Raw genomic sequence first — 20,664 nt, 5'->3', positions numbered from 1 at the left:
GGGCCGCTTTTTTTATCGGGATAACCGGGGGGGTGTTTAGCCGTTGAGCTGATGTGGCAGCGTACAGCGGGCAATCAGTCCGCTGCGATCTTCACGATTTTCCAGCGTCAGGGTACCGCGATGCATTTGCACAATACGCAGTACGATATTCAGGCCCAGTCCGCTGCCGCCATAGCGCTGATCGCGACGGCGAAAGGCCTGGGTTAACTCCTCTGCGGCGCCGGCGTCAATACCTGGCCCTTCATCCCATATTTCGACTTTTACCTGCTGTGCATCCTGGTACAGCTTAACCCGCACTTCGCTGTTTTCCGGGCTATAGCGCGAGGCGTTCTCCAGCAAATTGCGCAGCATCAGACGCAACAGCACGGCTTCTCCCTGCTGCGGGATATCATGGCCCTCTGGCCAGTACAGTTGCTGCTGACGTTGTAGCAACAGCTCGTCCATCTCGGGTTTCAGCGGCTGCATAATATCCTGCTGCCACCACAGCTGCTGATAGTGGCCGCCCGCCAGCGCCTGACCGGCACGTGACAGCATGAGTAGCTGCTCTACGGTGTGCATCAGCTGATCAATCCGGCTAATCAGCATCTCACTCTGCGGCACGTGCTGCTGCTGCAGCAGTTCCAGATGCAGCCGCAGTCCTGCCAGTGGCGTACGCAATTCATGCGCTGCGTCGGCGGTAAACAGCCGCTCCTGCTGCAGCGTATGGTCCAGACGGGAGAACAGCTGATTGATCGCGCCGGTGACGGCAACAATTTCATCCATGTCAGCATACACCGGCAGGGGAGTGAGATTATCGGCGGAGCGATGCGCCAGGCTGTCCTGCAGCAGTTTGAGCGGACGAATAATCCAGTTGATCGCCCAGAATGAGAGCAGCAGCGTCAGGCATACCATGACCAGTGAGGGCAGCAAAAGCGAAGCGATCGCTTCGCGGATCTCATTTTCTACCCGCTGATTGCGCGCCTGCGCCGAGAGTGTTTCATTGACAAGAAAGCTGATCTGTTCCCGGCTCTCGTGCCAGAGCCAGATCACGCTCATCACCTGACAGATCAGCAGGATCAGCGCCAGCATGATCAGTAAACGCTGCCGCATACTGTTCATTCGCGCAGTTCCAGCCGGTAACCCACCCCGCGCACCGTTTTAATACGATCTTTACCCAGCTTGCGGCGCAGGTTGTGAATATGCACTTCCAGCGTGTTGGATCCGGGATCGTCGTTCCAGCTGTAAAGATCCTGCTGCAGCGTTTCACGATGCACATTTTGTCCGATGCGCATCAGCAGGCGCGTCAGCAGCGCAAACTCTTTGGGCGTAATATCTACTGACTGATTTTCAAGCAGTACCTGCTGAGAACTGAGATTGAGTGTCAGATCGCCCTGCTGCAGCTGGTTATCGCTGTGACCCTGATAGCGGCGGATCAGCGCCCGCACCCGCGCCTGCAGCTCTGCAAGCGCGAAAGGTTTGATCAGATAATCATCCGCGCCGGCATCAAGACCTTCAACGCGATCCTCCAGCGCATCACGCGCCGTCAGGATCAGCACCGGGATCGTAAGGCCTTCGCGCCGCCACTGGCGCAGCAGCGAGGCGCCGTCGCGATCCGGCAGACCAAGATCCAGTACGATCAGCGTATACTGACCGCTGCGCAACAGCGCGTTACTCTCTGCAGCGCTGCCGGCGCAGTCGACCGCATAGCCCTTAGCGCTCAGTGCCTGTGCCAGACCCGACTGCAGCAGTGCATCATCTTCAACAATTAACAATTTCATTAGTTGTTTTTGTTAATGTCCGTGTAGAGGCGGCTTTCAAAGCGTACCAGCGGAATGCGCCGCGTTTTCTGATTTTCCGGCGGTACAGCATAGCCTGACAGGAATTGCACAAAGGCAACCCGCGCACCGCTGGACGTGGTGATGAACCCAGCCAGATTATAGACGCCCTGCAGAGAACCGGTTTTTGCTGAGACTTTGCCATCAAGCCCCGCTTCATGCAGACCACCACGATACTGCAGCGTGCCATCGTAGCCGGCCAGCGGCAGCATGGAGATGTAGTTGAGCGTGGCATCGTTTTTAGCGATGTACTGCAGCACCTGCATCATTGTTTCCGGAGAGATCAAATCGTGACGCGAGAGGCCGGAACCATCGACCTGAATGCTGTTACCCATATCGATACCGGCTTTTTCACGCAGAATTCGCCGCACGGCATCAGAGGCGGCACGAAACGTACCTGGTACGTTAAAGTAGTGATGGCCGATAGTGCGGAATACCGTATCCGCAATCATATTGTCCGATTTTTTCAGCATCATGCGCAGCAGCGTATGCAGCGGTGCGGATTGTGTGGAGGCCAGTACGGTGCCCGGCGACGTAACCTGCGTCTGGCGTACCAGATGGCCACTGTAGTCGATATCCGCTGCACGCAGCATCGCTTTCAGGATCTCACCGGACCAGGCGGCGTCATCCTGCACCGCAAAGGCGAGCGGCAGCGGCTCTGCACGCTGGCGCATACAGCCTGTCAGCGTATAGCGGTTGAGTTCACCCGGCACCACATCCAGCTCGCAGTACTGGCCTTCGCCACTGTTAGGAGCAAGCGTCCGGACCTGGCTGAACATATGGGCCGGATAATAAGAAGCGATACGAACAAAGGCTGTTTCGCCGGCGGTTTTGCCACTGTAAAGCGACACCGAGAAACAGTTTTTGTCGACAATCGCCGCGCCGGGTGGTGCGCTGAAGCACTGGGTCAGGTCGTTCCATGGCCAGCCGGGAGCCATATCATGGCTGGCAAAAACAGAGGTATCAATCACCAGATTGCCTTTAATATGGGTGATGCCCTGCTGCTTCAGCGCAGCGACCATATTGCGCAGATTCTGCCTGCTCAGCGTAGGATCACCGCCAAAGCGCGCCACCAGATCGCCATTCAGCGTGCCGTCGGTAATGGCACCGCGTGTCTCAAGCGTAGTCTGAAAGCGGAAGTCGGGTCCCAGCTCCAGAAGTGCCGCCAGCGCCGTGATCACTTTCATGGTGCTGGCCGGTAAAGCCATCTGTTTTCCGTGATAGTCGATAATAGGGGTTGATGCGCCCACTTTCTGTACCATCAGCGCCAGGTTCGCGCCGTCAGGTAAATACTGCATGTATTCTTCAACGGGGGCCGCTTGTGCCTGCAGCATTACCGCGCAGGTTAGTCCGGTAACAAGTCGTGAAAATCGCATAATCTCGCGGTAACTGACGGATGGGGCGTCAATACTACGTCCCCGGACAGGGCAAAGTAAACGATGACCCACAGGGAACTCTGGGGTAAAATACGTATCAAAATGCAAAACCGATCCCTGACCCGGAAAGCTTTCCGGGTCAGGGTTCTTTTGCTTTTGAAAAGGGGCCGTGTGCCGCAGAAGCGATTTTTCTGCTGTCACCAGTCAGGATGACACCGTTAACCAGGATAGAGACGAGGAGCCAAAATGAATCAGATTCCGATGACGTTACAAGGCGCTGAGAAGCTGCGTGAAGAGCTGAACGAACTGAAAACCGTAAAGCGTCCGCGCATCATCGCCTCCATCGCTGAAGCTCGTGAGCATGGCGACCTGAAAGAAAACGCCGAGTACCATGCTGCGCGTGAAGAGCAGGGGTTTTGCGAAGGGCGTATTCAGGAGATTGAAGCTAAACTTTCTAATGCGCAGGTGATCGACATCACATCTATGCCAAAAACCGGTCGCGTCATTTTCGGTGCCACGGTAACTGTGCTGAATGTTGATACAGACGAAGAGTTTACTTACCGCATTGTGGGTGACGATGAAGCAGATTTTAAACAAAATCTGATCTCGGTTAACTCTCCAATGGCGCGGGGTCTGGTAGGTAAAGAGGCCGATGACGTAGCTATTGTGAAAACGCCAGGCGGTGATGTGGAGTATGAAGTGCTGAAGGTTGAATATCTGTAAGCACCCGCTGTGGTGACGCAGGGCAGATTGTAAAGAAAGGAAAAAGGCCGCATGGCGGCCTTTTATCGCATGCGTGAGCGTGGCACTTTCTCTGCCCGCAGCGCCGCGCGTAGTGTGTAGCTTAACGAGGCAGCGTGATTTTACGCTCTTTCGCCGGGCGGTACAGCACCAGCACATTGCCGATAACCTGCACATTGCTGGCGTTGGTTTCACGTACAATAGCTTCAACGATCAGCTGCTTGGTTTCGCGATCTTCTGAGGCAATTTTCACCTTAATCAGTTCGTGATGCTCAAGCGCCTGTTCGATTTCGGCGAGCACGCCTTCAGTAAGGCCGTTGCCGCCCAGCATGACTACTGGCTTCAGTGGGTGGGCCAGGCCTTTCAGGTGCTGTTTTTGTTTGGTACTCAGATTCATCGTATTTTTTGCTTACTCAGGGATTGAAAACGGGTCATTCTACCGCCATCTCGGGTATATCGCCAAATCATCGCTACCCATTGCGCGCTGATTTATCGCTACGATGACGATTTAACTGGAAAAATTATGACGGGTAAAAAGCGTTCGGCCAGTTCCAGTCGCTGGCTTCAGGAACACTTTAGCGATAAATATGTGCTTCAGGCACAGAAAAAAGGGCTGCGTTCGCGTGCCTGGTTTAAACTTGATGAAATTCAGCAGGGTGACAAGCTGTTTAAACCCGGTATGACCGTAGTGGATTTAGGCGCGGCGCCCGGTGGCTGGTCACAATATGTGGTACAACAGATTGGCAACAGCGGGCGGGTTATTGCCTGCGATCTGCTACCCATGGATCCGATTGTCGGCGTTGATTTTATGCAGGGTGACTTCCGCGACGAGGCTGTGCTGAAAGCGCTGCTTGAGCGGGTAGGGGACCAGAAAGTTCAGGTAGTGATGTCAGATATGGCACCTAACATGAGCGGCACGCCGGCTGTGGATATTCCACGTTCAATGTATTTAGTTGAACTGGCGCTGGAAATGTGTCGGGATGTATTGGCTCCCGGCGGCAGTTTTGTTGTGAAAGTGTTTCAGGGAGATGGCTTCGATGAATACCTCCGGGAAATTCGCTCCCTATTTACGAAAGTGAAAATTCGTAAGCCAGACGCTTCGCGGTTACGTTCACGTGAAGTGTATATTGTGGCGACAGGGCGCAAACTGTAGGCCCGATTACCGGCGTCAAAGCAAGCTGAATACTGCGTTTATCCCGGCCTGATTCTGAGTTTCAGGATAAACCAGTAAATTCATCCATGCTGCGATTCCAGGTATGAAGGATATATAGTACCCTACGCTGTCTGTTAACACCGTTGTAATATGAGGTTAATCCCTTGAGTGACATGGCGAAAAACCTGATTCTCTGGTTAGTCATCGCGGTCGTGCTGATGTCAGTATTCCAGAGCTTTGGGCCCAGCGAGTCGAATGGCCGTAGGGTTGATTATTCAACCTTCCTGTCGGAAGTGAACCAGGATCAGGTCCGCGAGGCACGTATTAACGGGCGTGAAATTAACGTAACCAAAAAAGACAGTAATAAATATACCACCTACATTCCTGTCAACGATCCCAAGTTACTCGATAACCTGCTGACCAAAAACGTCAAAGTAGTGGGTGAACCACCTGAAGAGCCAAGCCTGCTGGCTTCTATCTTCATTTCCTGGTTCCCGATGCTGCTGCTGATTGGCGTATGGATCTTCTTTATGCGTCAGATGCAGGGCGGCGGCGGAAAGGGCGCGATGTCCTTCGGCAAAAGCAAAGCCCGCATGCTGACGGAAGACCAGATCAAAACCACCTTTGCCGATGTCGCTGGTTGCGATGAAGCGAAAGAAGAGGTGGGTGAGCTGGTAGAGTATCTGCGTGAACCAAGCCGCTTCCAGAAGCTGGGCGGTAAAATCCCGAAAGGCGTCCTGATGGTGGGCCCGCCGGGTACAGGTAAAACGCTGCTGGCTAAAGCGATTGCCGGTGAAGCAAAAGTTCCTTTCTTTACCATTTCCGGTTCAGACTTCGTAGAAATGTTTGTTGGTGTCGGTGCATCTCGTGTGCGTGACATGTTCGAACAGGCGAAAAAAGCGGCGCCGTGCATCATCTTTATCGATGAGATCGATGCAGTAGGACGTCAGCGTGGTGCCGGTTTGGGCGGTGGTCACGATGAGCGCGAGCAGACGCTGAACCAGATGCTGGTTGAGATGGATGGTTTTGAAGGTAATGAAGGCATTATCGTTATTGCTGCCACAAACCGTCCGGACGTACTGGATCCGGCGCTGCTGCGTCCAGGCCGTTTCGACCGTCAGGTTGTGGTTGGCCTGCCGGATGTGCGCGGTCGTGAACAGATTCTGAAAGTGCATATGCGCCGTGTGCCGCTGGCAACGGATATTGATGCCGGTATTATCGCACGCGGAACGCCGGGCTTCTCAGGCGCCGATTTGGCAAACCTGGTCAACGAAGCTGCACTTTTTGCTGCCCGCGGTAACAAGCGTGTGGTGTCGATGGTTGAGTTTGAGAAAGCCAAAGATAAAATCATGATGGGTGCAGAGCGCCGCTCCATGGTGATGACGGAAGCGCAGAAAGAGTCAACGGCTTACCATGAAGCCGGGCATGCGATCATTGGTCGTCTGGTGCCAGAACACGATCCGGTCCATAAAGTAACGATCATTCCGCGCGGTCGCGCGCTGGGTGTGACGTTCTTCCTGCCGGAAGGTGATGCTATCAGCGCCAGTCGTCAGAAGCTGGAAAGTCAGATTTCCACGCTTTATGGCGGTCGTCTGGCAGAAGAGATCATCTACGGTGCTGAGCATGTCTCTACCGGTGCCTCTAACGACATCAAAGTGGCGACCAATCTGGCACGCAACATGGTGACGCAGTGGGGCTTCTCAGAGAAGCTGGGTCCGTTGCTTTATGCGGAAGAAGAAGGTGAAGTGTTCCTTGGCCGTTCCGTAGCGAAAGCCAAGCATATGTCAGATGAGACTGCGCGCATTATTGATCAGGAAGTTAAACACCTGATCGACAGTAACTACCAGCGTGCACGTCGTATTCTGGGTGAGAACATGGATATTCTTCATGCGATGAAAGATGCGCTGATGAAGTATGAAACCATTGATGCTCCGCAGATTGATGACCTGATGGCGCGCCGCGATGTGCGACCACCAGCGGGCTGGGAAGATCCCGGCAGCAGCAACTCTGACAGTAACGGTACGCCAAAGGCGCCACGTCCGGTTGATGAACCGCGTACGCCGAACCCGGGTAACACCATGTCTGAGCAGTTCAATAAATAAGAGGCCATCACCTCAGCAAAAACCCCGGCCAGTCCGGGGTTTTTTACATTTAACATTTGACCACTTCAGGACAAGACCTGCCATGAAACTCCACGCACGTGATGCCTTTCTCGATCTCTCCTTCCCCCACGTAATGGGTATTCTGAATGTGACCCCCGACTCCTTTTCTGATGGCGGTGCACATAACTCTCTGGTAAACGCGCTGACGCACACCAATGAGATGGTGAACGCCGGCGCAACCATCATTGATGTCGGTGGTGAGTCGACCCGGCCCGGAGCGGAGGAGGTCAGCGTTGAAGAGGAACTGGAGCGGGTTATTCCGGTCGTGGAGGCCATTGCGCAGCGGTTTGAGGTCTGGATCTCCGTTGACACTTCCAAGCCTGAGGTAATCCGTGAAGCCGCGAAAGCGGGTGCTCACATCATCAATGATATTCGCTCGCTTTCGGCGCCAGGGGCGCTTGATGCGGCGGCAAAGACCGGTTTACCGGTTTGCCTGATGCATATGCAGGGTGAACCCCGTACCATGCAGCAGACCCCCACATATAAAAATGTCATCAGCGAAGTGGACGCTTACTTCGCTGCCCAAATTGCGCGTTGTGAAGCGGCAGGTATTAAAAAAGCGCAACTGTTACTCGACCCGGGCTTTGGTTTCGGTAAGAATCTCAGCCACAATTATGAGCTGCTGGCCCACCTGAGCCATTTTCACCATTACGGCTTACCGCTGCTGGTGGGAATGTCGCGTAAATCGATGATTGGCCAGCTGCTTAATGTCGGCCCGGCACAGCGACTTACCGGCAGCCTGAGCTGCGCAGTGATTGCTGCGATGCAGGGCGCGCAGATTATTCGCGTGCATGATGTGAAAGAGACGGTTGAAGCGATGCGCATCGTGGAAGCGACCCAGAGAGCAAAAGGATAACAGGCATGAGTGAGCGTAAATATTTTGGTACAGATGGCATCCGAGGCAAAGTAGGCGAAGCGCCGATTACGCCCGATTTTGTACTGAAGCTGGGTTTTGCAGCAGGCAAAGTGCTGGCGCGTTCAGGTTCCAGAAAGGTATTAATCGGTAAAGACACGCGTATTTCTGGCTATATGCTGGAGTCGGCGCTGGAAGCCGGGCTGGCAGCCGCCGGTCTCTCTGCAGCGTTTACCGGACCGATGCCAACCCCGGCAATCGCCTACCTGACCCGAACGTTCCGCGCAGAAGCAGGGATCGTTATTTCCGCCTCTCACAATCCGTTTGACGATAACGGCATCAAATTCTTCTCCGCTGAGGGCACCAAGCTGCCGGATGATGTGGAAGAAGCGATTGAGCGTGAGCTGGAAAAGCCCCTGACCTGCGTGGAGTCTGCCGAACTGGGGCGTGCCAGCCGCATTGTTGATGCCGCGGGTCGCTATATTGAGTTCTGCAAAGGCACGTTCCCCGGTGAACTGAGCCTGAACGGCCTGAAAATCGTGGTGGATTGCGCAAATGGTGCCACCTATCACATCGCTCCTAACGTGCTGCGTGAGCTGGGGGCACAGGTAATAGCAATTGGCGTGCAGCCCGATGGCATGAACATCAACAAGGCATGCGGAGCAACTGACCTGCGTCAGCTGCAGCAGCGGGTTTTGGAAGAGCAGGCCGATCTTGGTCTTGCCTATGACGGGGACGGCGATCGCATCATGATGGTGGATCATCTGGGTCAGAAAGTGGATGGTGACCAGATCCTCTACATCATTGCGCGCGAAGCACTGCGTCAGGGGCAGCTGCGCGGTGGCGTGGTCGGAACGCTGATGAGTAACATGGGTCTGGAGCTGGCGCTGAAGCAGCTGGGTATTCCGTTTACCCGTGCTAAAGTAGGCGATCGCTATGTACTGGAAAAGATGCAGGAAAAAGGCTGGCGCATGGGGGCTGAGAACTCCGGGCACGTCATTCTGCTGGATAAAATCAGTACCGGCGACGGCATTGTAGCAAGTTTGCAAGTGCTTACTGCGATAGTACGTAACCACATGAGCCTGCACGATCTGTGCAGCGGCATGAAAATGCTGCCGCAAATTCTGGTTAACGTGCGCTTTACCGGCAGCCACGATCCGCTGGAGAGTGAAAGCGTCAAAGCCGCAGCTGCCGAAGCGGAGCGCGCGCTGGCTGGACGCGGGCGGGTACTGCTGCGTAAATCAGGCACAGAGCCGCTGATCCGTGTGATGGTAGAAGGCGAAGATGAGGCGCAGGTCACCGCGCTGGCGCATAATATTGCCGCAGCGGTAAAAGCGGCTTAAAGCCAGCCAGGCGGCAGGTCTGTCGCCTTTTCGCCTGGTAAATCATCATGCTGGCGCTTTTTTCTGCAATTAAATTTTATGGCTAAAATTGCACTTGCAGAGCCAGGCGCCTTTGGTTAGTATTCACACCCGCTTCTGATGGGTAATGACGAGACTACCCGTCTGTATTGGTTGAAGCTTTAACTGTGCGGTTACGCGCAAGGAAACAGGTTGATTATGTACGAAGCTCTGTTAGTTGTTTTCCTTATTGTGGCGATTGGCCTGGTTGGTCTGATCATGCTGCAGCAAGGCAAAGGCGCTGATATGGGAGCCTCATTCGGTGCAGGCGCTTCCGGTACGCTGTTTGGTTCAAACGGGTCAGGTAACTTTATGACACGTATGACCGCGATACTGGCTTCGCTGTTCTTCATTATCAGTCTGATTCTGGGTAACCTGAACAGCAACAAGACTTCCAAAGGAAGCGAGTGGGAAAACCTCACTGCGCCAGCTCAGTCTGAACAGCAGACTCAGCCAGCTAAACCGGCAACCCCGGGCAATGATATCCCGCAGTAAGCAGTAAATCGTCAACGCTTAAGCGACCATACTATCGTCGCAGTCAGTGCAGTACCGAGGTGGTGAAATTGGTAGACACGCTACCTTGAGGTGGTAGTGCTCGAAAGGGCTTACGGGTTCAAGTCCCGTCCTCGGTACCAATTCTCAGTAAAACTTGCTATTTTCGCAAGATCGGCGTAATATTCGCCACGTTTTCGGACGCGGGGTGGAGCAGCCTGGTAGCTCGTCGGGCTCATAACCCGAAGGTCGTCGGTTCAAATCCGGCCCCCGCAACCACTTTCCCTTAGAGTTCTTTTTCAAATATACTGTATGCATCGACGGACGCACTATCAGTGAGTTTTTGAAAAAAATTCTTCTGGATTGTGCGCCGAAGCCGCACTGCGGCATACAGGGTCCAGTCATAAAAAGCCCCGATTTTTCGGGGTTTTTTGTTATCAGGAAATCGTAACACTGGGCTTTAGGCCCTTTTTTTATGTCTTGGGGGTGGGCTTGTCCACATTAGAGCAAAAATTGACAGAGTTGATCTCTGCTCCGGTAGAAGCGCTTGGCTACGAACTGGTCGGTATTGAATTCGTTCGTGGTCGCACATCAACCTTGCGCATCTATATTGATAGCGAAGAGGGTATCAATGTTGATGATTGCGCCGATGTTAGCCACCAGGTGAGCGCTGTAATGGATGTGGAAGATCCAATTACGGTGGCTTACAACCTTGAAGTTTCCTCGCCGGGTCTCGATCGTCCACTTTTCACCGCAGCACACTACGCGCGCTTTGCGGGTGAGGAAGTCAGCCTGGTCCTGCGGATGGCGGTACAGAATCGTCGCAAATGGCAGGGCATCATCAAGTCGGTGGAAGGCGAGATGATCACAGTGACCGTCGAGGGTAACGATGAAGTGTTCGCGCTGAGCAACATTCAGAAAGCGAACCTGGTCCCCCACTTTTAAAAGTCCGGATTGAGGCTAACCAGGATGAATAAAGAAATCTTAGCTGTAGTAGAAGCCGTTTCTAATGAAAAAGCTCTGCCGCGTGAGAAAATCTTCGAAGCGCTGGAAAGCGCTTTGGCCACTGCGACCAAAAAGAAGTATGAGCAGGAGATCGACGTGCGCGTCAGTATTGACCGTCGCAGCGGCGATTTCGATACGTTCCGTCGTTGGGTAATCGTTGACGAAGTTACTCAGCCTACGCGTGAAATTACGCTGGACGCGGCTCGCTTCGAAGATGAAGCGCTCAATCTGGGCGATTACGTTGAAGATCAGATTGAATCTGTCACCTTTGACCGTATCACCACACAGACTGCGAAGCAGGTTATCGTTCAGAAAGTACGTGAAGCTGAACGCGCGATGGTTGTGGATCAGTTCCGCGAGCAGGAAGGCGACATCATCACCGGTCAGGTGAAGAAAGTGAATCGCGACAACATCACGCTGGATCTGGGCAGCAACGCCGAAGCGGTAATCGTCCGCGAAGATATGCTGCCACGTGAGAACTTCCGTCCGGGCGACCGTATTCGCGGCGTGCTGTATGCTGTGCGTCCTGAAGCGCGCGGTGCTCAGCTGTTTGTTACCCGCTCCAAACCTGAGATGCTGATCGAACTGTTCCGCATTGAGGTACCGGAAATTGGCGAAGAAGTTATCGAGATTAAAGCAGCCGCCCGCGATCCGGGTTCACGCGCTAAAATCGCGGTAAAAACCAACGATAAGCGTATCGATCCGGTAGGTGCCTGCGTCGGTATGCGCGGCGCGCGCGTACAGGCTGTTTCCAGTGAGCTGGGCGGCGAGCGTATCGATATCGTGCTGTGGGATGATAACCCGGCACAGTTTGTAATTAACGCCATGGCGCCTGCCGATGTGGCGTCGATCGTGGTGGATGAAGATAATCACACCATGGATATCGCTGTTGAGGCCGGTAATCTGGCTCAGGCGATCGGCCGTAATGGCCAAAACGTGCGTCTGGCTTCCCAGCTGAGCGGCTGGGAGCTGAACGTGATGACCGTCGACGATCTGCAGGCGAAGCATCAGGCTGAAGCCCATGCAGCAATCGATATGTTCACGAAACATCTCGACATCGACGAAGAGTTCGCCACCATACTGGTGGAAGAGGGCTTCTCTTCGCTGGAAGAACTGGCCTATGTGCCAATGAACGAGCTGCTGGAAATTGACGGCCTCGACGAAGAGACCATTGAAGCCCTGCGTGAACGAGCCAAAAATGCGTTAACCACCCTGGCATTAGCGAAAGAAGAAAGCCTTGGTAATCAGGAGCCCGCTGAGGACTTGCTGAATCTTGAAGGCCTGGATCGTGCGCTGGCCTATCGCCTGGCGTCAAAAGGCGTTTGCACGCTGGAAGATCTCGCTGAGCAAGGTGTTGACGATCTGACAGATATTGAAGGGCTGGATGATGAGAAGGCCGGTGCGCTGATTATGGCTGCACGTAATATCTGCTGGTTCGGCGATGACGCGTAATAACAGGAAGGAACAGCATGACAGATGTAACCGTAAAATCGCTGGCCGCCGAAATTCAGACTCCGGTCGATCGCCTGGTACAGCAATTTGCTGATGCGGGGATCCCTAAGTCTGAAAACGACGCGGTGTCCCAGCAAGAGAAAGAGACATTACTGTCCCACCTGAACCGTGAGCACGGTCAAACCAGTTCAGGTAAACTGACGTTGCAGCGCAAAACGCGCAGCACCTTGAATATTCCGGGCACCGGGGGTAAAAGTAAATCGGTGCAAATTGAAGTTCGCAAAAAGCGCACATACGTGAAGGGTGATGCAGAAGCTGAGCAGCAGGCTCAGGCAGAAGCGGAAGCCGAGGCACAGCGCGTAGCGGAAGAGCAGGCGCGTCGCGAGGCGGAAGAACAAGCCCGTCGCGAGGCTGAATTAAAAGCGCAACGTGAAGCCGAAGATAAAGCCAGGCGCGAAGCCGCTGACAAGGCCAAGCGTGAAGCAGCGGAAAAAGATAAAGTGACAAACCAACCTACCGATGAAGTGACCAAGGCTACGCAGTCTGATAAAGCCCGTCGCGAAGCTGAAGCGGCTGAACTGAAGCGTAAAGCCGAAGAAGAAGCTCGCCGTAAGCTTGAAGAGAGTGCACGCCGCGTAGCAGAAGAAGCGCGCCGCCTGGCAGAAGAGAAAGGCGCTGAGTGGGACAAACCTGAGGAAGAAGATAAAGGTGACTACCACGTCACAACTTCAACTCATGCCCGTCAGGCAGAAGACGAAAACGATCGTCAGGTTGAAGCGGGCCGTGCACGTGCACGTACCACCGCTAAAGCCACGCGTCCTGCGAAAAAAGGCAACAAGCATTCAGAAGCCAAAACCGACCGTGAAGAAGCGCGTGCGCAGGTTCGCGGCGGTAAAGGCGGTAAGCATCGCAAACCTAGCGCGCTGCAGCAGGGCTTTAACAAGCCCGCTCAGGCCGTTAACCGCGACGTGATTATCGGCGAAACCATCACCGTAGCTGAACTGGCGAACAAGATGGCAGTGAAAGGTTCACTGGTCATCAAAGCGATGATGAAGATGGGCGCGATGGCGACTATCAACCAGGTTATCGACCAGGAAACTGCACAGCTGGTCGCGGAAGAGATGGGTCATAAAGTGATCCTGCGCCGCGAGAACGAGCTGGAAGAAGCGGTAATGGACGATCGTGATACCGATGCAGCGCAGGAAAGCCGTGCGCCAGTCGTGACCATCATGGGTCACGTTGACCACGGTAAAACCTCCCTGCTGGATTACATCCGCTCAACGAAAGTCGCCTCTGGCGAAGCGGGTGGTATCACCCAGCACATTGGTGCCTATCACGTTGAAACTGAAAACGGCATGGTCACCTTCCTGGATACCCCGGGACACGCCGCGTTTACCGCTATGCGTGCTCGTGGTGCGCAGGCAACGGATATCGTTATCCTGGTCGTTGCAGCGGACGACGGCGTGATGCCACAGACCGTCGAAGCGATTCAACACGCAAAAGCGGCCGGCGTCCCGGTTGTGGTTGCCGTGAACAAGTGTGATAAGCCAGAAGCCGATCCGGATCGCGTGAAGAATGAGCTGACTCAGTACGGAATCATTCCGGAAGAGTGGGGCGGCGAAAACATGTTCGTTAACGTTTCTGCGAAAGCAGGTACCGGTATCGACGATCTGCTGAACGCCATTCTGCTGCAGGCGGAAGTGCTGGAGCTGACCGCAATTCGTGAAGGTATGGCGAGCGGCGTAGTTATCGAATCCTTCCTCGACAAAGGTCGTGGTCCGGTTGCTACCGTGCTGGTACGCGAAGGTACGCTGAACAAGGGCGATATCGTTCTGTGCGGCTTCGAGTATGGCCGTGTACGTGCGATGCGTGATGAGCTGGGACGTGAAGTACAGGAAGCAGGCCCATCCATTCCGGTCGAAATCCTCGGTCTGTCTGGCGTGCCGGCAGCGGGTGATGAAGCGACCGTGGTGCGTGACGAGAAGAAAGCGCGTGAAGTCGCACTCTATCGTCAGGGCAAATTCCGTGAAGTGAAACTGGCGCGTCAGCAGAAGTCCAAGCTGGAAAACATGTTTGCGAACATGACTGAAGGCGAAGTCTCCGAGCTGAACATCGTACTGAAGTCTGACGTACAGGGTTCGGTAGAAGCGATCTCCGACTCGCTGCTGAAACTCTCCACCGACGAAGTGAAGGTGAAGATTATCGGTTCTGGCGTGGGCGGTATCACCGAAACCGACGCTACGCTGGCGGCTGCTTCCAACGCAATTATCCTCGGCTTTAACGTCCGTGCTGACGCATCTGCGCGTCGCGTGATTGATTCTGAAAACGTCGACCTGCGTTACTACTCTGTCATCTATAATCTGATTGACGAAGTGAAAGCTGCGATGAGCGGTATGCTGGCGCCGGAATTCAAACAGCAGATCATCGGTCTGGCCGAAGTACGTGATGTGTTTAAATCACCGAAATTTGGCGCGATCGCGGGCTGTATGGTTACCGAAGGCAACATCAAGCGTCACAACCCAATCCGTGTTCTGCGTGACAACGTGGTTATCTATGAAGGCGAGCTGGAATCCCTGCGTCGCTTCAAAGATGATGTCAACGAAGTGCGTAACGGCATGGAGTGTGGTATCGGTGTGAAGAACTACAACGACGTTCGCGTTGGCGATATGATCGAAGTGTTCGAAATCATTGAAATTAAACGCACCATCGCATAATTCTATTATCGATGTACTGCAATTTGGGAGGCCACTGGCCTCCCGAATTATTTGGGAGATATCATTATGGCGAAAGAATTTGGTCGCCCGCAGCGGGTTTCTCAGGAGCTGCAAAAAGAGATCGCGATTATTCTGCAGCGCGAAATCAAAGATCCGCGTCTGGGCATGATGGTGACGGTCTCTGGCGTTGAAGTGTCGCGCGATCTGGCCTATGCCAAAGTATTTGTGACCTTCCTGAACGATCAGGATGAGGAAGCGGTAAAAAATGGTCTGAAAGCGCTGAAAGAGGCGTCAGGCTATATCCGCATTCTGCTGGGCAAGGCGATGCGTCTGCGCATCGTGCCGGAGCTGACCTTCTTCTATGACAATTCACTGATTGAAGGGATGCGCATGTCGAATCTGGTCTCTAACGTGATCAGAAACGATGCAGAGCGGCGCGGTGAAACCCCGGCGGAAGATGACAAGGAGGACTGATGAGTCGTCCTCGTCGTCGCGGCCGCGACGTACACGGTGTATTCCTGCTCGATAAGCATCAGGGCGCGTCGTCTAACGATGTGCTGCAAAAAGTTAAGCGCCTGTTTAATGCCAACAAAGCGGGTCATACCGGTGCGCTGGACCCGCTTGCCACCGGCATGCTGCCGGTTTGCCTGGGCGAAGCCACTAAGTTTTCGCAATATCTGCTCGACTCTGATAAGCGCTATCGCGTTATCGCCCGGCTGGGCGAGCGTACGGATACCTCCGACGCAGATGGCAACATTGTGGAAACGCGTCCGGTGACCTTCAGCCAGCCTGAGCTGGATGCAGCGCTGGAGAGTTTTCGCGGTGATACGATGCAGGTGCCGACCATGTTTTCGGCCCTGAAATATCAGGGGCGTAAACTGTATGAGTATGCGCGCGAAGGCGTAACCGTACCGCGTGAAGCCCGGCCAATTACCGTATTTGAGCTGCAGTTTATTCGCTGGGAAGGTGATGAGCTGGAGCTGGAGATCCACGTCTCCAAAGGTACCTATATTCGTACCATCATCGACGATTTGGGCGAGAAGCTGGGCTGTGGTGCGCATGTCATTATGCTGCGTCGCCTGCAGGTCGCACGCTACCCGATTGCACGAATGATGACGCTGGAGCAGCTGCAGGCGGTGGCAGCAGACGCGACAGCGGCTGAAACGCCTGACTACAGTGCACTTGATGCGCTGCTGTTGCCTATGGACAGCCCGGCAGAAGACTTTCCGGTAGTCAATCTGCCTGTAGCCGTTGCCGCCTGCTTTAAGCAGGGTATGCCCGTTCAGGCTGCAAACGCGCCGGCAACAGGACTGGTACGGGTAACGGAAGGCGAAACACAAAAATTTATCGGCATGGCTGAAATAGCCGCCGATGGACGGGTCGCGCCCCGCCGTCTGGTGGTGGAGTTTCCTGGCTGACCGCGCTGCTCAGCTTCGCTGCAACAGCGCATTTGCGTTGCCTGCGGGCGCAGAGTAGAATAGTTCGGCTTTAAAAGCGGGCTGCTGAATTAGAGATCGGCACCCATACATTCATTTTTTTACTGGAGTTTATTATGTCTCTAAGCGTAGAAGCTAAAGCAGAGATCGTTGCTAAATATGGTCGTGGCGCTAATGACAGCGGTTCAACTGAAGTTCAGGTTGCTCTGCTGACTGCTCAGATTAACCACCTGCAGGGTCACTTCTCTGAGCACAAGAAAGACCACCACAGCCGTCGCGGTCTGCTGCGCATGGTATCTCAGCGTCGTAAGCTGCTGGACTACCTGAAGCGTAAAGACGTTGCTCGCTACACCAGCCTGATCGAAAGCCTGGGTCTGCGTCGCTAAGTCTGAAGAATCTGATCAAGGATGTATTACATGCATTATGCAAAAAAACGCATCTGACGATCAGATTTGTGCGAGTTTCGCGAAAAGGGGGCCTTTAAGGCCCCTTTTTACGAGCAATCCGCAGCAATCCAGACCAAAGTCATGTATTGTTGCTGAGTGTGATCTTTGTTTGCAGAGGTTCGCGCGGCTAATGAGAGGCTTTGCCGCAGGGGCGGTTGAGGGTTGTCATTAGTCGCGAGGATGCGACAAAGATCGGTTACTACTGGCGGGCCGCAATGGCTCTGCCCTGAATTTAAGGATGTTAATTTTGCTGAATCCGATCGTACGCAAATTCCAATATGGTCAGCATACTGTCACGCTGGAAACCGGCATGATGGCACGTCAGGCTACCGCAGCAGTGATGGTAAGCATGGACGACACCGCGGTATTTGTTACCGTGGTTGGCCAGAAGAAAGCGAAACCAGGCCAGGACTTTTTCCCGCTGACCGTTAACTATCAGGAGCGTACCTACGCTGCTGGTCGTATCCCGGGCAGCTTCTTCCGCCGTGAAGGCCGTCCAAGCGAAGGCGAAACTCTGATTGCGCGTCTGATTGACCGCCCGGTGCGTCCGCTGTTCCCGGAAGGCTTCGTTAACGAAGTGCAGGTTATCGCGACTGTGGTTTCTGTTAACCCTCAGGTTAACCCGGACATCGTTGCAATGATTGGCGCTTCCGCTGCGCTGTCACTGTCAGGTATTCCGTTCAACGGCCCAATCGGTTCTGCTCGCGTTGGTTACATCAACGACCAGTATGTCCTGAACCCGACCGCAGATGAGATCAAACAGTCACGTCTGGACCTGGTGGTTGCCGGTACCCAGAATGCGGTACTGATGGTTGAATCTGAAGCAGATATTCTGACTGAAGAGCAGATGCTGGGCGCTGTGGTATTTGGCCACGACCAGCAGCAGGTTGTTATCGAAAACATCAACGCACTGGTTGCCGAAGCGGGCAAACCGCGCTGGGACTGGAAACCAGAAGCGACTAACGATGCGCTGATTGCACGCGTTGCGGCACTGGCTGAAGCGCGCATCGCTGATGCTTACCGCATCACCGACAAGCAGGAGCGTTACGCGCAGGTTGGCGTGATCAAAGATGAAACGGTTGCTGCGCTGCTGGCTGAAGATGCTGCGCTGGATGATGCAGAAATCGGCGATATCGTGCATAGCCTGGAAAAGAACGTGGTTCGTACCCGCATTCTGAGCGGTGAACCGCGTATCGATGGTCGCGAGAAAGATATGATCCGCGGTCTGGACGTCCGTACCGGCGTACTGCCGCGCACGCACGGCTCTGCACTGTTCACCCGTGGTGAAACGCAGGCGCTGGTTGCTGCCACACTGGGTACCGCACGTGATGCGCAGAACCTGGATGAGCTGATGGGCGAGCGTACCGACAGCTTCCTGTTCCACTACAACTTCCCTCCATACTCCGTGGGCGAAACCGGCATGGTTGGCTCACCGAAGCGTCGTGAAATTGGTCACGGTCGTCTGGCGAAGCGCGGCGTGCTGGCAGTGATGCCTAAGCAGGAAGAGTTCCCGTACACCGTACGTGTTGTATCAGAAATCACTGAGTCGAACGGTTCTTCTTCTATGGCTTCCGTGTGCGGTGCTTCTCTGGCCCTGATGGATGCAGGTGTCCCGATCAAAGCAGCCGTTGCCGGTATTGCTATGGGTCTGGTGAAAGAAGATGAGAAGTTTGTCGTGCTGTCTGACATCCTGGGCGATGAAGATCACCTCGGCGATATGGACTTCAAAGTAGCCGGTAGCCGTGATGGTATTACTGCGCTGCAGATGGACATCAAAATTGAAGGCATTACCCGCGAAATCATGCAGGTTGCGCTGAACCAGGCTAAAGGTGCGCGTCTGCATATCCTGAGCGTTATGGAACAGGCTATCAGCACGCCGCGTCAGGAAATCTCTGAATTCGCACCGCGTATTTACACCATCAAAATCAGCTCTGACAAGATCAAAGATGTGATTGGTAAAGGCGGCTCGGTGATCCGTGCGCTGACCGAAGAAACCGGCACTACCATCGAAATCGAAGATGACGGCACCGTAAAAATCGCTGCGACCGACGGTCAGAAAGCGAAAGAAGCGATTCGTCGTATCGAAGAGATCACCGCTGAAATCGAAGTAGGCCGCATCTACTCCGGTAAAGTGACCCGTATCGTTGATTTCGGTGCGTTTGTGGCTATCGGTGGCGGTAAAGAAGGTCTGGTTCATATTTCTCAGATTGCCGACAAGCGCGTAGAGAAAGTGACTGACTATCTGCAGATGGGTCAGGAAGTACCGGTTAAAGTGATGGAAGTTGATCGTCAGGGCCGTGTACGTCTGAGCATCAAAGAAGCCACTGAGCAGAAGCCGGCAGACGCCGTTGCTGCTGTGGACGCTTCTGACGCCGAATAAGCGTGTCCTGATTAGCCCCTTCCTGCCTGGCGGGAAGGGGTGTTTGTATACCCTGGTAGCGTCAGATTTCGGCGGCTGTGCCGATAAGTTGACACCGCCGGGGTATCATCGCGAGGGCGGGAACCCTTGTGCATAGCAGGCGGATGACAGGATGGTTATCCCAATGTTTGTATCGGGAGTGGGAAATGAAGCCTTTTTTGCGCTGGTGTATTGTTGCGACAGCTATTTCGCTGGCAGGATGCAGCAACTCCAATTGGCGTAAGAACGAAGTTCTGGCAGTACCTTTGCAGCCCACACTGCAGCAAGAGGTCATTCTGGCGCGAATGGAACAAATTCTTGCCAGTCGGGCCCTGACCGACGATGAACGCGCACAGCTGTTATATGAGCGCGGAGTGTTGTATGATAGTTTGGGTCTGAGGGCACTGGCGCGGAACGATTTCTCGCAAGCGCTGTCTATAAGACCAGATATGCCAGAAGTGTTTAACTATCTTGGTATATACTTAACGCAGGCTGGCAACTTTGATGCCGCCTACGAAGCGTTTGATTCTGTACTTGAGCTTGATCCAACTTACAATTATGCGCATTTGAACCGCGGTATCGCTCTCTACTACGGTGGTCGATACAGGTTAGCGCAAGATGATCTGCTGGCGTTTTATCAAGACGATCCTAACGATCCGTTCCGCAGCCTCTGGCTCTATCTCACTGAACGCGAGATGGATAAAGACCAGGCTAAAGTAGCGCTGAAACAGCGTTATGACAAAGCGGCTAAGGACCAATGGGGATGGAATATTGTCGAGTTCTACCTGGGCGACATCAGTGAAAAAACATTGATGGAACGTCTCAAGGCGGACGCAACGGATAACACCTCGCTCGCTGAACATCTCAGTGAAACCAACTTCTATTTAGGTAAGTACTACCTAAGTCTGGGGGAGAAGGACGACGCGAAAGCGTTGTTCAAACTGGCGGTGTCTAACAACGTTAACAACTTTGTTGAACACCGATACGCATTGTTGGAACTGGCGCAACTCGGCCAGACACAAGACGATTTATCAGAATCTGACCAGCAATAGCTGACGAACTTTTATTGCCTGTTGTACCTGTAAAGTCATCACCTTAAGAGGTGAGGGCTTTTCTGTTCGTCAAAACTTCTAATTTGAGCCGGTTCACACTTTTTGATGAAAATGACTGAAAATTTTCACGACGAGTTATGTAGACTGGCCGCCGCAATCTAAGAGGCACG

Annotated in this window: 19 protein-coding genes and 2 tRNA genes; 17 read left to right on the top strand and 4 right to left on the bottom strand. The window is 53.9% G+C overall.

The window, feature by feature from the left end:
- Window positions 1–36: 36 nt before the first annotated feature.
- The 3 genes from pmrB to dacB are packed head-to-tail and all read right to left on the bottom strand — an operon-like array spanning window position 37 to window position 3,190.
- Window positions 37–1,098, bottom strand: a complete 1,062-nt coding sequence (pmrB, locus tag SB719_RS13105) for a two-component system sensor histidine kinase PmrB (protein WP_065650278.1) — start codon at window positions 1,096–1,098, stop codon at window positions 37–39.
- Complete coding sequence (gene pmrA, locus SB719_RS13100; protein WP_065650277.1) at window positions 1,095–1,757, bottom strand: two-component system response regulator PmrA; 663 nt, start codon at window positions 1,755–1,757, stop codon at window positions 1,095–1,097. Before pmrA ends, pmrB begins: the two co-directional genes overlap by 4 nt.
- Window positions 1,757–3,190 (bottom strand): serine-type D-Ala-D-Ala carboxypeptidase, encoded by a 1,434-nt coding sequence (gene dacB, locus SB719_RS13095; protein WP_304236402.1) that lies wholly within the window; start codon window positions 3,188–3,190, stop codon window positions 1,757–1,759. Before dacB ends, pmrA begins: the two co-directional genes overlap by 1 nt.
- A gap of 246 nt (window positions 3,191–3,436) precedes the next feature.
- On the opposite strand from dacB, the gene greA reads away from it, so the two are divergent.
- Window positions 3,437–3,913: a transcription elongation factor GreA gene (gene greA, locus SB719_RS13090; protein ID WP_039382260.1), complete on the top strand. Its 477-nt coding sequence runs from the start codon at window positions 3,437–3,439 to the stop codon at window positions 3,911–3,913.
- A 121-nt stretch (window positions 3,914–4,034) separates the two neighbouring features.
- Here the strand turns inward: greA and yhbY are convergent, their stop codons facing one another.
- Window positions 4,035–4,328 (bottom strand): ribosome assembly RNA-binding protein YhbY, encoded by a 294-nt coding sequence (yhbY, locus tag SB719_RS13085; RefSeq protein WP_065650275.1) that lies wholly within the window; start codon window positions 4,326–4,328, stop codon window positions 4,035–4,037.
- Between the two features lie 126 nt (window positions 4,329–4,454).
- Here yhbY and rlmE point away from each other — a divergent pair, with 126 nt between their 5' ends.
- The 16 genes from rlmE to yrbN all read left to right on the top strand — a co-directional run bounded on the left by rlmE (window position 4,455) and on the right by yrbN (window position 20,656).
- Window positions 4,455–5,084 carry a 23S rRNA (uridine(2552)-2'-O)-methyltransferase RlmE gene (gene rlmE / locus SB719_RS13080; protein ID WP_039382266.1) on the top strand — a complete coding sequence of 210 codons (630 nt, stop codon included), beginning with the start codon at window positions 4,455–4,457 and terminating at the stop codon, window positions 5,082–5,084.
- A gap of 173 nt (window positions 5,085–5,257) precedes the next feature.
- Window positions 5,258–7,186 (top strand): ATP-dependent zinc metalloprotease FtsH, encoded by a 1,929-nt coding sequence (gene ftsH / locus SB719_RS13075; protein ID WP_065650274.1) that lies wholly within the window; start codon window positions 5,258–5,260, stop codon window positions 7,184–7,186.
- A gap of 82 nt (window positions 7,187–7,268) precedes the next feature.
- A complete protein-coding gene (gene folP / locus SB719_RS13070; RefSeq protein WP_412159289.1) occupies window positions 7,269–8,102 on the top strand; it encodes a dihydropteroate synthase in 834 nt (277 codons plus the stop codon).
- Window positions 8,103–8,107: 5 nt separating this feature from the next.
- Complete coding sequence (gene glmM, locus SB719_RS13065) at window positions 8,108–9,442, top strand: phosphoglucosamine mutase (RefSeq protein WP_304236274.1); 1,335 nt, start codon at window positions 8,108–8,110, stop codon at window positions 9,440–9,442.
- 216 nt (window positions 9,443–9,658) lie between these two features.
- Complete coding sequence (gene secG, locus SB719_RS13060; protein WP_039382274.1) at window positions 9,659–9,994, top strand: preprotein translocase subunit SecG; 336 nt, start codon at window positions 9,659–9,661, stop codon at window positions 9,992–9,994.
- 53 nt (window positions 9,995–10,047) lie between these two features.
- A tRNA-Leu gene (locus SB719_RS13055) sits at window positions 10,048–10,134 on the top strand.
- A 59-nt stretch (window positions 10,135–10,193) separates the two neighbouring features.
- Window positions 10,194–10,270: transfer RNA gene (locus SB719_RS13050), tRNA-Met, on the top strand.
- Between the two features lie 213 nt (window positions 10,271–10,483).
- The gene (rimP, locus tag SB719_RS13045) at window positions 10,484–10,936 is read left to right on the top strand and encodes a ribosome maturation factor RimP (protein ID WP_065650271.1); all 453 of its coding nucleotides are present in this window, start codon (window positions 10,484–10,486) and stop codon (window positions 10,934–10,936) included.
- A 24-nt stretch (window positions 10,937–10,960) separates the two neighbouring features.
- Window positions 10,961–12,448, top strand: a complete 1,488-nt coding sequence (gene nusA, locus SB719_RS13040) for a transcription termination factor NusA (protein ID WP_065650270.1) — start codon at window positions 10,961–10,963, stop codon at window positions 12,446–12,448.
- A 17-nt stretch (window positions 12,449–12,465) separates the two neighbouring features.
- Window positions 12,466–15,162 (top strand): translation initiation factor IF-2, encoded by a 2,697-nt coding sequence (gene infB / locus SB719_RS13035; RefSeq protein WP_065650269.1) that lies wholly within the window; start codon window positions 12,466–12,468, stop codon window positions 15,160–15,162.
- A gap of 66 nt (window positions 15,163–15,228) precedes the next feature.
- On the top strand, window positions 15,229–15,636 hold the full coding sequence (gene rbfA / locus SB719_RS13030) for a 30S ribosome-binding factor RbfA (protein WP_039382283.1): 408 nt from the start codon (window positions 15,229–15,231) through the stop codon (window positions 15,634–15,636).
- Entirely contained in the window at window positions 15,636–16,580 is a 945-nt protein-coding gene (gene truB / locus SB719_RS13025) for a tRNA pseudouridine(55) synthase TruB (protein WP_065650268.1), read from the top strand. Before rbfA ends, truB begins: the two co-directional genes overlap by 1 nt.
- A 134-nt stretch (window positions 16,581–16,714) precedes the next feature.
- A complete protein-coding gene (gene rpsO / locus SB719_RS13020) occupies window positions 16,715–16,984 on the top strand; it encodes a 30S ribosomal protein S15 (RefSeq protein WP_010615981.1) in 270 nt (89 codons plus the stop codon).
- 307 nt (window positions 16,985–17,291) lie between these two features.
- On the top strand, window positions 17,292–19,424 hold the full coding sequence (gene pnp / locus SB719_RS13015; RefSeq protein WP_304236305.1) for a polyribonucleotide nucleotidyltransferase: 2,133 nt from the start codon (window positions 17,292–17,294) through the stop codon (window positions 19,422–19,424).
- Window positions 19,425–19,609: 185 nt separating this feature from the next.
- The gene (nlpI, locus tag SB719_RS13010; protein WP_065650266.1) at window positions 19,610–20,494 is read left to right on the top strand and encodes a lipoprotein NlpI; all 885 of its coding nucleotides are present in this window, start codon (window positions 19,610–19,612) and stop codon (window positions 20,492–20,494) included.
- 105 nt (window positions 20,495–20,599) lie between these two features.
- A complete protein-coding gene (gene yrbN, locus SB719_RS13005; protein ID WP_100229640.1) occupies window positions 20,600–20,656 on the top strand; it encodes a protein YrbN in 57 nt (18 codons plus the stop codon).
- Window positions 20,657–20,664 lie beyond the last annotated feature (8 nt).

This window comes from Pantoea sp. SIMBA_079 (assembly GCF_046940275.1).
Taxonomy (GTDB): domain Bacteria; phylum Pseudomonadota; class Gammaproteobacteria; order Enterobacterales; family Enterobacteriaceae; genus Pantoea; species Pantoea borealis.
This window is presented reverse-complemented; position numbering and strand designations above follow the sequence as displayed.

Bases quoted from the DNA above. Each gene is read 5' to 3' on its own strand.
- pmrB (WP_065650278.1), bottom strand. From the start codon at position 1,098: ATGAACAGTATGCGGCAGCGTTTACTGATCATGCTGGCGCTGATCCTG.
- nlpI (WP_065650266.1), top strand. From the start codon at position 19,610: ATGAAGCCTTTTTTGCGCTGGTGTATTGTTGCGACAGCTATTTCGCTG.
- rbfA (WP_039382283.1), top strand. From the start codon at position 15,229: ATGGCGAAAGAATTTGGTCGCCCGCAGCGGGTTTCTCAGGAGCTGCAA.
- pmrA (WP_065650277.1), bottom strand. From the start codon at position 1,757: ATGAAATTGTTAATTGTTGAAGATGATGCACTGCTGCAGTCGGGTCTG.
- secG (WP_039382274.1), top strand. From the start codon at position 9,659: ATGTACGAAGCTCTGTTAGTTGTTTTCCTTATTGTGGCGATTGGCCTG.
- nusA (WP_065650270.1), top strand. From the start codon at position 10,961: ATGAATAAAGAAATCTTAGCTGTAGTAGAAGCCGTTTCTAATGAAAAA.
- folP (WP_412159289.1), top strand. From the start codon at position 7,269: ATGAAACTCCACGCACGTGATGCCTTTCTCGATCTCTCCTTCCCCCAC.
- glmM (WP_304236274.1), top strand. From the start codon at position 8,108: ATGAGTGAGCGTAAATATTTTGGTACAGATGGCATCCGAGGCAAAGTA.
- dacB (WP_304236402.1), bottom strand. From the start codon at position 3,190: ATGCGATTTTCACGACTTGTTACCGGACTAACCTGCGCGGTAATGCTG.
- ftsH (WP_065650274.1), top strand. From the start codon at position 5,258: ATGGCGAAAAACCTGATTCTCTGGTTAGTCATCGCGGTCGTGCTGATG.
- greA (WP_039382260.1), top strand. From the start codon at position 3,437: ATGAATCAGATTCCGATGACGTTACAAGGCGCTGAGAAGCTGCGTGAA.
- rpsO (WP_010615981.1), top strand. From the start codon at position 16,715: ATGTCTCTAAGCGTAGAAGCTAAAGCAGAGATCGTTGCTAAATATGGT.
- yhbY (WP_065650275.1), bottom strand. From the start codon at position 4,328: ATGAATCTGAGTACCAAACAAAAACAGCACCTGAAAGGCCTGGCCCAC.
- infB (WP_065650269.1), top strand. From the start codon at position 12,466: ATGACAGATGTAACCGTAAAATCGCTGGCCGCCGAAATTCAGACTCCG.
- truB (WP_065650268.1), top strand. From the start codon at position 15,636: ATGAGTCGTCCTCGTCGTCGCGGCCGCGACGTACACGGTGTATTCCTG.
- rlmE (WP_039382266.1), top strand. From the start codon at position 4,455: ATGACGGGTAAAAAGCGTTCGGCCAGTTCCAGTCGCTGGCTTCAGGAA.